At 69.7% G+C, this 12,895-nt stretch carries 11 protein-coding genes; 7 read left to right on the top strand and 4 right to left on the bottom strand.

The genetic code is table 11. The features are described from left to right. The first annotated feature begins 19 nt into the window (after window positions 1-19). Both ACQPZK_RS19260 and ACQPZK_RS19255 read left to right on the top strand, forming a co-directional pair. Window positions 20-1,747 (top strand): IlvD/Edd family dehydratase, encoded by a 1,728-nt coding sequence (locus tag ACQPZK_RS19260; RefSeq protein WP_433534322.1) that lies wholly within the window; start codon window positions 20-22, stop codon window positions 1,745-1,747. 76 nt (window positions 1,748-1,823) lie between these two features. After that, on the top strand, window positions 1,824-2,837 hold the full coding sequence (locus tag ACQPZK_RS19255) for a LacI family DNA-binding transcriptional regulator (RefSeq protein WP_433534321.1): 1,014 nt from the start codon (window positions 1,824-1,826) through the stop codon (window positions 2,835-2,837). Window positions 2,838-2,895: 58 nt separating this feature from the next. Here ACQPZK_RS19255 and ACQPZK_RS19250 read toward each other — a convergent pair whose 3' ends face one another. After that, window positions 2,896-4,302: a ricin-type beta-trefoil lectin domain protein gene (locus ACQPZK_RS19250; RefSeq protein WP_433534320.1), complete on the bottom strand. Its 1,407-nt coding sequence runs from the start codon at window positions 4,300-4,302 to the stop codon at window positions 2,896-2,898. A 93-nt stretch (window positions 4,303-4,395) separates the two neighbouring features. Further along, window positions 4,396-5,889 (bottom strand): endo-1,4-beta-xylanase, encoded by a 1,494-nt coding sequence (locus ACQPZK_RS19245; RefSeq protein WP_433534319.1) that lies wholly within the window; start codon window positions 5,887-5,889, stop codon window positions 4,396-4,398. 413 nt (window positions 5,890-6,302) lie between these two features. Between ACQPZK_RS19245 and ACQPZK_RS19240 the strand changes: the two genes are divergently transcribed. Further along, window positions 6,303-6,524 (top strand): hypothetical protein, encoded by a 222-nt coding sequence (locus ACQPZK_RS19240; protein WP_433534318.1) that lies wholly within the window; start codon window positions 6,303-6,305, stop codon window positions 6,522-6,524. 61 nt (window positions 6,525-6,585) lie between these two features. On the opposite strand, the gene ACQPZK_RS19235 is transcribed toward ACQPZK_RS19240, so the two are convergent. After that, window positions 6,586-8,940 carry an AbfB domain-containing protein gene (locus ACQPZK_RS19235; RefSeq protein ID WP_433534317.1) on the bottom strand — a complete coding sequence of 785 codons (2,355 nt, stop codon included), beginning with the start codon at window positions 8,938-8,940 and terminating at the stop codon, window positions 6,586-6,588. A 292-nt stretch (window positions 8,941-9,232) separates the two neighbouring features. On the opposite strand from ACQPZK_RS19235, the gene ACQPZK_RS19230 reads away from it, so the two are divergent. The 3 genes from ACQPZK_RS19230 to ACQPZK_RS19220 all read left to right on the top strand — a co-directional run bounded on the left by ACQPZK_RS19230 (window position 9,233) and on the right by ACQPZK_RS19220 (window position 10,434). Next, window positions 9,233-9,667, top strand: coding sequence for a VOC family protein (locus tag ACQPZK_RS19230; protein WP_433534316.1), 435 nt, complete (start codon window positions 9,233-9,235; stop codon window positions 9,665-9,667). A 72-nt stretch (window positions 9,668-9,739) separates the two neighbouring features. Further along, window positions 9,740-10,252 carry a type 1 glutamine amidotransferase domain-containing protein gene (locus ACQPZK_RS19225; protein WP_433534315.1) on the top strand — a complete coding sequence of 171 codons (513 nt, stop codon included), beginning with the start codon at window positions 9,740-9,742 and terminating at the stop codon, window positions 10,250-10,252. Beyond that, window positions 10,243-10,434: a hypothetical protein gene (locus ACQPZK_RS19220; protein WP_433534314.1), complete on the top strand. Its 192-nt coding sequence runs from the start codon at window positions 10,243-10,245 to the stop codon at window positions 10,432-10,434. The genes ACQPZK_RS19225 and ACQPZK_RS19220 overlap by 10 nt, the downstream gene beginning before the upstream one ends. 68 nt (window positions 10,435-10,502) lie before the next feature. Here ACQPZK_RS19220 and ACQPZK_RS19215 read toward each other — a convergent pair whose 3' ends face one another. Next, complete coding sequence (locus ACQPZK_RS19215; RefSeq protein WP_433534313.1) at window positions 10,503-12,116, bottom strand: FAD-dependent oxidoreductase; 1,614 nt, start codon at window positions 12,114-12,116, stop codon at window positions 10,503-10,505. A gap of 250 nt (window positions 12,117-12,366) precedes the next feature. Here ACQPZK_RS19215 and ACQPZK_RS19210 point away from each other — a divergent pair, with 250 nt between their 5' ends. Continuing rightward, a complete protein-coding gene (locus ACQPZK_RS19210; RefSeq protein WP_433534312.1) occupies window positions 12,367-12,828 on the top strand; it encodes a cupin domain-containing protein in 462 nt (153 codons plus the stop codon). Window positions 12,829-12,895 lie beyond the last annotated feature (67 nt).

Genomic DNA, 12,895 nt, shown 5'->3' with positions numbered 1-12,895 from the left:
ACGACAGAGAGGTGTGCTGATGTCCACGACAGACAGACCACTGCGCAGCGGGCAGTGGTTCGGCGCCGAGGGCCGCAACGGGTTCATCCACCGGTCCTGGATGCGCAACCAGGGCTTCGCGGACGACGTCTTCGACGGTCGCCCCGTGATCGGCATCGCCACCACCTGGTCGGAGCTGACCCCCTGCAACGCCCACCTGCGAGACCTGGCCGAATCGGTGAAGCGCGGCGTGTGGGAGAGCGGCGGCCTGCCGCTGGAGTTCCCGGCCATGAGTCTGGGCGAGCCCCTCATGCGTCCCACGACCATGCTCTATCGCAACCTGCTCGCGATGGAGCTGGAGGAGTCCGTCCGCGCCAACCCCCTCGACGGGGTGGTCCTGCTCTCCGGCTGTGACAAGACCACGCCGGGCCTGCTGATGGGGGCGGCGAGCGTCGACCTGCCGACGCTGATGCTGACCGGCGGCCCGATGCTCAACGGCAAGTTCCGTGGCCAGGACATCGGTTCGGGCACGGTCGTCTGGCGCTTCACGGAGGAGATGCGGGCCGGCCGGATGAGCGCCGCCGACTGCGCCGAGGCGGAGGTCGGCATGTCCCGCAGCCGGGGTCACTGCATGACCATGGGGACCGCCTCCACCATGGCCTGCGTGACCGAGGCGCTGGGCGTGCAGCTACCCGGGGCCGCCGCCGTACCCGCCGTCGACTCCCGGCGGTACGCGCTCGCGCAGGCCGCCGGTCGTCGGATCGTCGCCATGGTGGGCGAGGACCAGCGGTTGTCCTCGGTGCTCACCCGCGAGGCGTTCGAGAACGCCATCCGGGTCAACGCCGCGATCGGTGGCTCCACGAACGCCGTCGTGCACCTGCTCGCAATCGCCGGACGCCTCGGCGTGCCCCTGTCGCTGGAGGACTTCGACACCCTCACCGCCGACGTCCCGCTGCTGGTCAACCTCATGCCGTCGGGGGCGTACCTGATGGAGGACTTCGCCTACGCGGGCGGCCTCCCGGTGGTCATGAAGGAACTCGCGCCGCTGCTGCACACGGAGCACATCACGGTCAGTGGCAGGAGCGTGGCCGAGAACGTCGACGGCGCGCAGTGCTGGAACCGGGACGTCATCGCCACCATGGCGGCGCCGTTCCAGGCCGCCGGCTCGGGCACCGTGGTGCTGCGCGGGTCGCTCGCGCCGTCCGGGGCGGTGTTGAAGGTCTCCGCCGCCTCCCCCCACCTCCTCACCCACACCGGTCCGGCGCTCGTCTTCGACCGGATCGAGGAGTACGTCGTCGCCGCCGACGATCCGGACCTCGACGTCACCCCCGACACGGTGATCGTCGTCCGCAACGCCGGCCCGCGCGGCTACCCCGGCTTTCCGGAGGTGGGCAACGTGCCCATGCCCCGCCGGTTGCTCACCGACGGCATCACGGACATGGTGCGGATCTCGGACGCCCGCATGAGCGGCACCGGCTACGGCACGTGCGTCCTGCACGTCGCGCCGGAGGCGTCCGTGGGTGGCCCCCTCGCGCTGGTGCGCACCGGCGACCTGGTCCAGCTCGACGTCGCCACCCGCAGCCTCGACCTCCTGGTCGACGAGGCGGAACTCGCCGAGCGTCGCTCCGCCTGGAAGCCGCCGCCGCCGGTCGCCGACCGGGGTTGGGTACGGCTGTACAGCGAGCACGTCCTCCAGGCCGACAGCGGGGCCGACCTCGACTTCCTCGTCGGTGGCGGCGGCAGCGCGGTGCCCCGCCACTCACATTGACGGCCGCGAACGGACGAGAATCCCCACCCATGGAAGAACGGACGGCCCGCCAGTGCGAGTTCACGCGGAGAGATCGGTGACGACCGCCCACCGGCCGGCGGTCATGGCGGACGTCGCCCGCCTGGCGGGCGTGTCACACCAGACGGTGTCCCGGGTCATCAACGGCGCGCCCGCGATCAGGCGCGAGACGCGGGAGCGGGTCCTCGAGGCCATCCGGCGACTCGACTACCGCCCCAACACGGCCGCCCGGGCGCTGGTCCGGGGGCGTTCCGGGATGATCGGCATCATCGGCACGGCCAGGACGCTGTTCGGTCCGACGAGCATCCACCGCAGCGTCGAGGACGCGGCCCGCGCCGCCGGCTACTTCGCCACCTCGGTCAGCCTGTCGGAGGTGACGGTACGGGCGCTCAGCGACGCCACCGAACACCTCATGCGCGTCGGCGTGGAGGGCGTCGTGATGATCGCCGGCAACGACGAGGCTCTCGAAGTGGTGCGGATGACCCGGTCCGGCGTGCCCTTCGTGGTGGTGGAGGGCGACCTGTCCAGGGCGAGCGTCACCGTCGGTGTCGACCAGGTGCTCGGCGCCCGGATGGCGACCGAGCACCTGCTCGGCCTCGGGCACACCGAGATCGTGCACGTGTCCGGCCCGCTCAACTGGGCCGAGGCCCGCGCCCGCCGTGACGGCTGGCGTACGGCGATGCTGGCGGCGGGCATCCGGCCGCCCGAGCCCGTCGAGGGTGACTGGATGGCCCACAGCGGCTACCTCGCCGGTCTGCGGATCTGCGAGATGCGCGGCACCACCGCGGTCTTCGCCGCCAACGACCAGATGGCCATCGGCGTGCTGCGCGCGCTGCACGAACGTGGCCGGCGGGTGCCGCAGGACGTCTCGGTCATCGGATTCGACGACGTGCCCGAGGCGGCGTACCTGATTCCGCCGTTGACCACGATCCAGCAGGACTTCGGCGCGGTCGGTCGACGGGCCATCACGGCGGTCACCCAGGCCATCGACGACACGGTGCCGCAGCCGTTGCCGTTGGTCGTCCCCACCCTCGTGGTGCGCGAGAGCACGGCGCCGCCGACCGGCTCGTGAGCCGCGAAGGCCGCACGGCGGGGCGGGCCCGGCGGAACGCCGAGCCCGCCCGGTGCGGCTACGTCAGGGCGGCGAGCCGGAACTGCTGGTTGGTCTGGCCGTGGCAGTCGTAGAGCTGGATCTGGGCGCCGTTGGCGGTGCTCCAGACGTCCAGGCAGCGTCCGGACTGGACGCTGCTGATGGTGCCGTTGGAGTTGATGTTCCACTGCTGGTTGGTCTGGCCGTGGCAGCTGTAGATCTGCACGGCCGCGCCGTTGCCGCTGCCTGCGGCGTCGAGGCACATGGTGCCGTACACCTGTAGTTGTCTGCCGGAGGTGTAGGTCCAGGACTGGTTAGCCTGCCGGTTGCAGTCGTAGAGGGTGACCCGCGTGCCGTTGGTGCGCGAGGCGTTCGGTACGTCGACGCACCGGCCCGACTGCGCGCCGATGATCTGGCTGGCGGAGCCGGGTGGGGTGGTGGGCGTGACGGTGGGGGTCGGTGTCGGGCTGCCTGTCGGGGTGGTGGTCGGCGTCGGGGTGGTCGGCGTCGACGGCAGCAGCGGGCAGGTGCTGCGGTAGGTCACCACGCCGCTGTTGTCCAGCAGCGGGCAGAGGAACTGGCTGTACCGGTCGTCGTTGTCGATGAACATCTTGACGAACGGCAACATGGTCCGGACCATCACCGGGTTCGACCGTCCGACCATGAAGCCGTGGTCCGCGCCGGCGACCTCCAGGTAGACGCTCTCGGTGGTGATCGGGATGCTGTTGTAGAGACCGGTGGCGTAGGACGGGGTGACCACCGTGTCGGCCTGGCCGGCGAAGATCATGGTGGGTACCCGGTCGTTCGCCAGGTTCGACGACGGCGAGTACGGCGCGATGCCGACCACGGCCTTCAGCGACGGACGCCGCATGGCGGCGCTGAGCGCTCCACCGCCGCCCATGGAGTGGCCGGCGACGGCCAACCGGTTCGGGTCGACGCGGTCGCGTACCGGGCTCTGCTGCGTCAGGTAGTCGAGCGCGGCGAGGAGTTGGGTGCCGCGCGCGGTGTCGAAGTCGTTGCGGCTGTTGGTCTCGATGCCGATCACGACGAAGCCGTGCGAGGCCAGCCACGGTCCCATCCAGGCCAGTTCGGCGGAGAACAACGCCGTGTAACCCGGCGAGATCGCGATGGCCCCGAAGGTGCCCTGGCTGGTGTCGGTCGGGTAGTAGATCCGGCCGCCGTTGAAGCCGTACTCGGTCGGGACGGCGACCGACGTGTTGGCGAAGGGGCCGTTCACGGCGGTGACGCTGGTCCGGGTGGGGTCCGGGCCGCGCTGGTACGGGTTGTCGGCTGCGGACGCCGACCCGGTCGCCAGGGTGATGGTGAGCAGCCCGACCGCGGCGGCCATCCCGGCGGCGGCGAACGTGAGCAGCCGTCCGCGGATGCCGGGCGGCCTGCGGTCGACAGGGGTGTCCGCCGGGGGCGGCGGGTGATCTGCGGGTCGCACTGTCGGTACCTCCTGGGGTGGTGGTGGTGAAGAGACGAGGGGCGGGCGGGCTCGTCAGGTGCTGAGCCCGCCCGCCCCGGGGTGTCCGAATCGTCAGCTGGACGAGTACCGGAACTGCTGGTTGGTCTGGCCGTGGCAGTCGTAGAGCTGGATCTGGGCGCCGTTCGCGGTGCTCCAGACGTCCAGGCAGCGTCCGGACTGGACGCTGCTGATGGTGCCGTTGGAGTTGATGTTCCACTGCTGGTTGGTCTGGCCGTGGCAGCTGTAGATCTGCACGGCCGCGCCGTTGCCGCTGCCTGCGGCGTCGAGGCACATGGTGCCGTACACCTGGAGCTGTTTGCCCGAGGTGTAGGTCCAGGACTGGTTAGCCTGCCGGTTGCAGTCGTAGAGCTGCACCCGGGTGCCGTTGGTGGTCGAGGCGTTGGGCACGTCGACGCACCGGCCGGACTGCGTGCCGACGATCTGACCGGCCGAGCCGGGTGGCGTGCTGGGCGTGGGCGAGACGGTGGGGGTCGGACCCGGCGTCGTGGGCGTGGGGGTGGTGCCGGGGCCCGCGCTGTTCAGCGCCTCCAGGGTGGCCGTGTAGGCGGCCTTCTTGTTGCCGTTGCAGTCGAAGAGCAGCGGGGTGCCGCTGGAGCGCCACGAGTCGCAGTCCCGCACTCCCCACACGGTGAGTCCGTTGCAGCGCGCCACGGCGAGGCAGTCGTTGACCACGCTGCGGTAGGTGTTGGCCTGCGTCGTGCCGGAGCCCTCGATGTCCAGTTCGGTGATCTGCACGTCCACCCCGAGGGCGGCGAAGCTGGACAGCGTCGTGCGGTAGTTGCTGTTGTACGGCGAGTTGGCGTTGAAGTGCGACTGGAAGCCGACGCAGTCGATCGGCACCCCGCGGGACTTGAAGTCGCGCACCATGTTGTACACGGCCTGGGTCTTGGCCCAGGTCCAGTTGTCGGTGTTGTAGTCGTTGTAGCAGAGCTTCGCGTCCGGGTCGGCCGAGTCGGCGGCGCGGAACGCCGCCTCGATCCAGTCGTTGCCGGTGCGCTGGAGGTTCGAGTTACGACGGGCGCCGCTGTTTCCGTCCTCGAACGCCTCGTTCACCACGTCCCAGGAGTAGATCTTGCCCTTGTAGTAACCGGCCACCCGGTTGATGTGGTTCAGCATCGCGCTGCGCAGCGCGCTGCCCTCCATGCTCTGCATCCACCCCGGCTGCTGCGAGTACCAGGCCAGGGTGTGGCCGCGTACCTTCCAGCCCCGGGAGAGGGCGTGGTTGACGATCCGGTCCGCGTTGCCGAACGTGAAGTTGTTCTGCTGCGGCTCGGTCGCGTCGATCTTCATCTCGTTCTCGGGCGTCACGGCGTTGAACTCGCGGTTCAGGATCGTCGTGTACGCGCTGTCGCCGAGCTTGTTCGCGGCCACGGCGGCACCGAAGTACCGGCCGGACTGGGCCGCCGCCGCGCCGAGGGTCGTCTCGGCGGCCTGAGCCAGGTTGGGCAGCATCGATACAACCAGGGCCACAATTATCGCGGCAGTTCCGGAAAGAGTGAACGTTCGTAGTCGGGTACGGCCGGTGGGACGGGGCCGGGAAAGCATGCTGATCCTCCGGTGGGGGTGGGGTGACTCGGTTGCTCTTCGGGTGGGTGACCCCGCTGTCCTGGCTGCGCTCGCGGTGCTGAGGTCGCTCGGGCGGGCCGGCGGTCGCGTGCGTCGTCCGGGTTGCTGTGGGCTGCCTGACCAGCGGGGGAGGGGTGGCGGTGAGGGGCGGTGGTGGACGCGGTCGGGTGGCTCGTGGACCGGCCTGGCGGATCGGGTGAGGCGCCTCCGATACAGGGAAAGGATCATGTAAATATCACACTGATCGATGTCTCAGGCTCGCAGAAAGTTCCGGGTTTTTCAACCGGTAGTTTCGGGGCTGTTGCGGCCCGAGGTGTCGGGCGTAAGCCCCGTCAGCAGCAAGATCGGATAACGTCCGGCCGTCGGCTCTGCTGTTGCTCCGGAGTGTTGACGTGTTCCTGACGTCGGCGCCTCGCCGGGCCCTGCTCGCGCTGCGGGCCACGCTGCTGACCGCCCCCGGGCTCACGCTGGGCTCGGGCGGCATCCAACCGTCCTACCTGTTCTCCGACTACCTGGACGACGACCTGAACGGCGGCCAGCGGCAGGAGGTCCGTGACGGCGCGTCGCGGATCGTGCATCTCGACGTGCTCTGCGACGCGCGGGCCGACACGTGAATCGGTGCGGGCCGGCGGCTCTGCGCCGGCCCGCACCGATCATCCGAGCGGTCCGTCGCTGTCAGGGGGCCCAGGGGGCGGCGATGTTCCAGGTGCTGTCGGCCGCCCACAGCGCGGGGCTGTTCCAGGCGTCGCCGCCTGTGCCGTTGCTGAGCCAGACCTCCGAGTTGTAGTGCCGAAGGTATTTGCCGCGGAAGTTGTACGACTCCAGCGACACGCCGCTTCCGGTCAGCCCCACGCGGGCACACCAGGTGGCGTCGGCCCGCAGGAGCGCCGAGCCGTCGTTCGGCGAGTTGCGGACCCGGGAGTCCTGGTGCCGCAGGTACTGACCGGGATAGTTGACCGACTCGAAGGAGTAGCAGGCGCCGTCGGCCAGGCCGGGACGGATGGTGTACGTCGCGTCGCTCTTGAGCAGCGCCGAACTGCCCGCGTCGACCACCTCCGTGTACGCCAGGCTGTTCTGGTGGCGCAGGTACCGGTTGGTGTAGCCGGGGGTGGTCACCTGCAACGAACGCCGCGTGTCGACCGGCAGGGCGACGGGGGCGGAACTGCCGATCGTCTTGGACGCGTTGACGAGGGCGGTGTTGGCCGCGCGCACGCGCGCCTGGTCCATCTTGACCACCTGCCGGTCATAGGTGAGGAAGCCGTTCAACTCTCCCTCCTGGTCGGCGATCTCGGTGTAGATCGAGGCGCTGAGACCCTTGCCCAGCATCAGGTTCTGCGCGCCCTGCACCAGCCCCACGTACCGGTCGGTGAGCGCCGTGGAGGTGGGCTGCCACTCGTAGGCGAAGAACTGCCCGTTGGGGCTGTACTCGTGGCCAGGTGCGCGCAGGCCCAGGCCGCCGAACTCGCCGAGCACCGCGATGCGGCTGCTCGACGGCGAGGGTGAGTCCGGACCGAGGTAGACGTGCCAGTCGTCGATGTCGCCGTTGCCGGGGTTGCCGAGGGACTGACAGCAGTTGTGGCCGCTGTGCGGGTTGACCAGGCGGGTGGGGTCCTGATTCTTGATGTTCTGCGCCACCCGGCGGGTGTCGGCCAGGCTGCGCTCGCCCCAGCCCTCGTTGTAGGGCGTGTAGGCGACGACCGCGGGGGAGCTGCGGTGCTCGTCGACGATCTCGCGTGCCTCGGTCTCGAACTGCGCCTGCTGCGCATCGGTGGGGTCGATGTTCTGCGCGGTGAGCGACGGGATGTCCTGCCAGACCAGCAGGCCGAGCCGGTCGGCGTGGTAGAACCAGCGCTGCGGTTCGACCTTGATGTGCTTGCGCACCATGTTGAAGCCCAGGTCCTTGTGCTTCTGCAGGTCGAAGGCGAGGGCGGCGTCGGTCGGCGCGGTGTACAGGCCGTCCGGCCAGAAGCCCTGGTCGAGGGTGCCGACCTGGAAGACGAACTGGCCGTTGAGCTTCGGTCGGAGCACCCCGTTGACCACGCCGGTGGTGATCTCCCGCATGCCGAAGTAGTGGGCGGTCTGGTCGACCGTCGCGCCGCTGGCGTTGCGCAGGCGAATTCGCAGGTTGTAGAGGAACGGGTCGTCGGGCGACCAGCGGCGGGCGTTGGGCACCGGAACGCTGAAGTCCGTGAAGCCGCCGGTGGCGGAGCCGACCACGGTGCTTCCGTTCAACGCCTCGGCGAGCACGCTGTGCCCGCTCACGTCGCCCCGCGTGAAGACCCGGACCCGCAGGGTGTTGGTGCCCAGGTTCGGGTAGACGTCCACGCTGCTGATCGACGCCGCGGGCACCGGCTCCATCCACACCGTCTGCCAGATGCCCGAGCTGGGGGTGTAGAAGATCCCGCTGGGCTGCTTGGTCTGCTTGCCGATCGGTGGCAGGCTGCCGTTCTGCCGGGTGTCGGTCGGATCCCACACCTTCACCACGATCTCGTTGACGCCGCCGTTGAGCTGTGGGGTCACGTCGAAGGTGAAGGCGTCGTACCCGCCGGTGTGTGCGCCGACCCGCACGCCGTTGACCCAGACCGTGCTCTGCCAGTCCACGGCGCCGAAGTGCAGCAGGGTCCGCCGGCCCGACCAGTTCGGTGGGACGGTGACGGTGCGTCGGTAGAACAGGTAGTTGCGGTTGTCGTTGGCGGCCCGCTGGACACCGGAGAGCGCGCTCTCCACGGGAAACGGCACGTTGACCCGCTCGGGCAGGTCGGTGTTGAACTGCGGGGCGTCGTCCGTGCCGGACTGCCGCAACTGCCACTCCCCGTTGAGGTTGAGCCAGTCCGGACGCGTCATCTGTGGTCGCGGGTATTCGGGCAGAGGCGTCCCGGCCAGTGCCTGGCTGGTCCACGGGGTGGTCAGTGGCGGCGTCTTGGCCGGGGCGGCCTGCGCCGGTCGGGCCGGTGCGGCGAACACGCCGGCGACGAGGGTGAGGATGAGCAGTAGGGGCAGGGCGGGGCGGGCGGGGATCTGACGTGTCATGCCGTCTCCGAGGGGCGGGTCGCCGCGGGCCGTGCAGCTGAGCCCGTAGCGCGCGGGCGGTGGGCATCGGGTGGCTTCTGGAACGTGGACGGGGGATGTCGGCCGGATCTCCGCCGCCGACAGGTCGTGGCGAACAGGTCAACATCCATCACCACCCGTACAAACGTTATAGAGCCATCGTGGACGCCTGGTCAATCGCTCATCGTCAATGCATCTCCTGTCCACTGCTCCTCAAGTGGCGTTGCCTACAACTCCAGGTGCACGGGTCATTACCCGACACGAAGGAGTTCTCATGGCTGACGTCACCGCACCGCCGTTGAAGGGCGTGCACCACGTCGCTTTCACCGTTCGGAACCTCGAGGCCAGCGTGGCCTGGTACCAGAAGGTCTTCCAGGCCACGCTCGCGGACGGCAAGCTTCCGCACTACGGGCGTGAGTGGACCGGGTACGCCGAGCTGGTCATCGATCCGCGCACCGGCTTCTCCATCGGTCTGCACCACAACGAGGGCAACCAGGGTGAGGAGTTCAACGAGGTCCGTACCGGCCTCGACCACTTCTCCCTGGACGTCGAGACGCGCGAGGGGCTGAAGGCCTGGTCCGCCTGGCTGGACAGCCTGGGCGTCGCGCACTCCGGCATCCAGACCGCGAGGGAGCCGTTCCTCTACTCGACGGTCGTCTTCCGGGACATCGACAACATCCAGCTCGAGGTCGTCGCCTTCGGCGTCTGAGTTGCCGGAGCGTGGGTATGACCGCCGACGCGACGTACGGCGGCGCTGGCCTGATGATTCAAGGAGTGGGACATGACCAGGGTTCTGATGGTATTGACCTCGCACGACCAGCTGGGTGACACCGGCCGTAAGACCGGGTTCTGGCTGGAGGAGCTGGCCACGCCCTACTACCGGTTCCGGGACGCCGGATGGGAGGTGACGCTCGCCTCGCCTCAGGGTGGACGGCCGCCCCTGGACCCCAAGAGCGACGAGCCGGACTTCCAGACCGAGCAGACCCGCCGGTTTACGGCGGACACCGAGGCGGAGCGCCAGCTCGCCACGACCGTACGGCTCGACTCGGTCTCCGTGGCGGACTTCGACACCGTCTTCTACCCGGGCGGCCACGGACCCCTGTGGGACCTCGCCGAGGACGACACCTCGATCAAGCTGATCGAGCAGGTCGTCGCGGCGGGCAAGCCGATCGCGCTGGTGTGCCACGCGCCGGGGGTGTTGCGGCACTGCGTGACGCCCGACGGTGGGTCTCTGGTGGCCGGCAAGCGAGGGTCACCGGCTTCACCGACAGCGAGGAGGAGTACATGGGCCTGACGAAGGTTGTGCCCTTCCTCGTCGAGGACGAGCTGGTCGCGAAGGGTGCCGACTTCTCCAAGGCGGGCAACTTCGAGCCGTACGTGGTGAGTGACGGGCTGCTGGTGACCGGCCAGAACCCGGCATCCTCAGGGCCGGCCGCGGATCAGTTGATCTCGCTGGTCGGCCGCAACGGCGGGTAAGAGCAACGCTCTCCGTCCGGTGGGCGTCACCGCCCGCCGGACGGGGCCTCGGGTGGCTGGCCGCGAATTCAGCGGGCCCGCACGGTGTGGACCGCGGACACCGCGCCGGCCCCCTCGCCGACGGCGGTCGCCACCCGCTTGGTGGAACCGGAGCGGATGTCACCCACCGCGAAGACGCGGGCGGCGCTGGTCTGGAACGGCAGGGGCGCGTCGTGCGTGCCGGAGGGCAGTCGGCTGTCGGTCAGCACGAAACCACTGTCATCCATCGCGATGCCCTTCATCCACCGGGACTCCGGTTCGGCACCGATGAAGCAGAACAGCCCCCGACAGTCCAGCCGCGTGGGATCACCCTCCTCCGACACGACGATCGCCCTCAGGGTGTCCTCCCCGTGCAGCTCCCGCAGCGTGCTGCCGGTGTGAACGGTGATCCGGGGATGGGCCCGGATCCGGTCGGTCAGGTACGCCGACATCTTCGCCCCGAGGTCGGCCGCGCGTACCACCAGGTGCACGGAGCAGCCGCGCGCGGCCAGGGAGAGCGCCGCCTGCCCGGCCGAGTTGGCCCCGCCCAACACCGCGACCGGCTGGGAGTCGTACCCCCGCACGTCCAGCTCGGTTGCCGCGTACCGGACGCAGCCACTGCGCTCGAACTCCGCCCACCGTTCGATGTCGAGACGTCGGTAACGCGCTCCGGTGGCGGCGATGACCGCGGAGGTCCCGATCCGGGTCCCGTCCTCCAACTCCACGACGGGACGCCTCTCGTCGGAGACGTCGAGGCCGGCCACCGCGCACGGCGCGTAGATCTGGACGCCGAACTTCAACGCCTGGAGCATCGCCAACCGGGCCAACCGTTCCCCGCTGACACCCTCGGGAAAGCCGAGGTAGTTCTCGATGCGCGCGCTCTTGGCCGCCTGGCCGCCGAGGCCGGTACCGTCCAGCAGCACCGTGACGAGACCTTCGGAGGCGCCGTACACCGCCGCGGCCAGCCCGGCCGGCCCGGCGCCGACCACGACCAGGTCGGGATCGCGCGCCGTGGCGGCGTAGGTCAGACCGAGCGCCTCCGCGAGCGTGCCGGGAGTGGCGCGGCGCAGTACTCGGTTGCTGGTGACCGCGACCGGTAGGTCGTCCTCGCCGACGCCCTCCGCCCGCATCAGCGCCCGCCCGGGCAGCGATGCCACGTCGAGCCAGGCGTGCGGGAGGAGCATCTGGTTCACGTACGTCCGCAGCTCCAGCGACTCGGCCACGTTCGGCCGACCGACGATCTCCAGGGCGTTGCCGGCCGCGCCGCGCATCAGCTCACGCCGGGCCCGGAAGGTCTCGATCAGGACGTCGGCGATGTCGACCTGGTCGGCGAGCACGCGCCGCAGCTCAGGGGCGGTGATCCGGACGACCGTCCCGGCCGTGACGACGCGCACCGTGAGGAACACCTGCTGCCCGGTCAGCAGACTCAGTTCGCCGAGAAACTCACCCGGCCCCCGCCGGTAGATCAGCCGTTCGGGCTCCAACGCGGTCGCGTTGCGGACCGCCTCGGCAGTCGCGGTACGCAGCAGGAAGAAGTCGTAGGAGCTGTCGCCGGCGGCGTACAGGTGTTCACCCTGGCGGACCTCCTCCTCGGTGCCGTAGCCGGCGAGGCGGTCGAACTGTTCGGCGTCGAGGACAGGGCCGTCGGCGTCTCCGGTGCTCACCCTCGCACGATAGATGGCCGGTGTTGACGAAGACTGGACCCTTACTGACTGGGTCAACATCTCCGGCCGGGTGGCTTCGGTGGCTTCACCGTAGCGAGGGCCGCGGCCAGCGGTAACTTGTTGGTCACTGGAAATCGTGTGCCCCGGCGTTGAGTAGACGCGCTGTGGACGACACGAAAGAGGGGCAGCCTTGACACACCAAACGATCTGGGGCCGGGACGGGTGGGCGGTCCAGCCTGGCGAGGGGAAGGTGATCGAACTCGGCGGCCCGCACCGGCCGGAGATCCTCGTCCGGGGCGCCGAGGTGGATGGGGCGTTGGGTGCCTTCCTGTTCCATCACGACGTGATCGGCGAGAACCCACCCCACGCGCACCAGGACTTCATGAAGATCGCTTACGTCCTCGAAGGGGAGTACCACTTCCGGGTGGGCAGCGCCGAATTCTCCGGTGGTCCGGGTACCACTGTCGTGGTGCCGCGGGGCGCTTACCACACGTTCGTCACCCCGACCGGCGGCAGGCTGCTGTTCGTCAGCGCGCCGGCCGGTAACGAGCAACTCTTCGAGGAACTCGGCAGCCTGGGTCCGAACCCCACGCCGGAGCAGCTCGCCGAGGTCGACCAGCGCTTCGCCACGACCCGGCTTCCCGGCGCGGATGGCCGCCCCTGGAGTCAGCTGCGTGGCACCGTAGGCCAGGCGGACGGAACCGCCCACTGATCGCCGGGGGACACCGCGCGTTCGCCCTGTCGGGCTGCGTACCGCGACCGGCGTCGGCCAACCTGTG

Origin of the sequence: Micromonospora sp. CA-249363 (assembly GCF_050950185.1) — a bacterium.
Lineage (GTDB): Bacteria > Actinomycetota > Actinomycetes > Mycobacteriales > Micromonosporaceae > Micromonospora.
This window is presented reverse-complemented; position numbering and strand designations above follow the sequence as displayed.

Bases quoted from the DNA above. Each gene is read 5' to 3' on its own strand.
- ACQPZK_RS19260 (WP_433534322.1), top strand. From the start codon at position 20: ATGTCCACGACAGACAGACCACTGCGCAGCGGGCAGTGGTTCGGCGCC.
- ACQPZK_RS19245 (WP_433534319.1), bottom strand. From the start codon at position 5,889: ATGCTTTCCCGGCCCCGTCCCACCGGCCGTACCCGACTACGAACGTTC.
- ACQPZK_RS19235 (WP_433534317.1), bottom strand. From the start codon at position 8,940: ATGACACGTCAGATCCCCGCCCGCCCCGCCCTGCCCCTACTGCTCATC.
- ACQPZK_RS19230 (WP_433534316.1), top strand. From the start codon at position 9,233: ATGGCTGACGTCACCGCACCGCCGTTGAAGGGCGTGCACCACGTCGCT.
- ACQPZK_RS19225 (WP_433534315.1), top strand. From the start codon at position 9,740: ATGACCAGGGTTCTGATGGTATTGACCTCGCACGACCAGCTGGGTGAC.
- ACQPZK_RS19220 (WP_433534314.1), top strand. From the start codon at position 10,243: ATGGGCCTGACGAAGGTTGTGCCCTTCCTCGTCGAGGACGAGCTGGTC.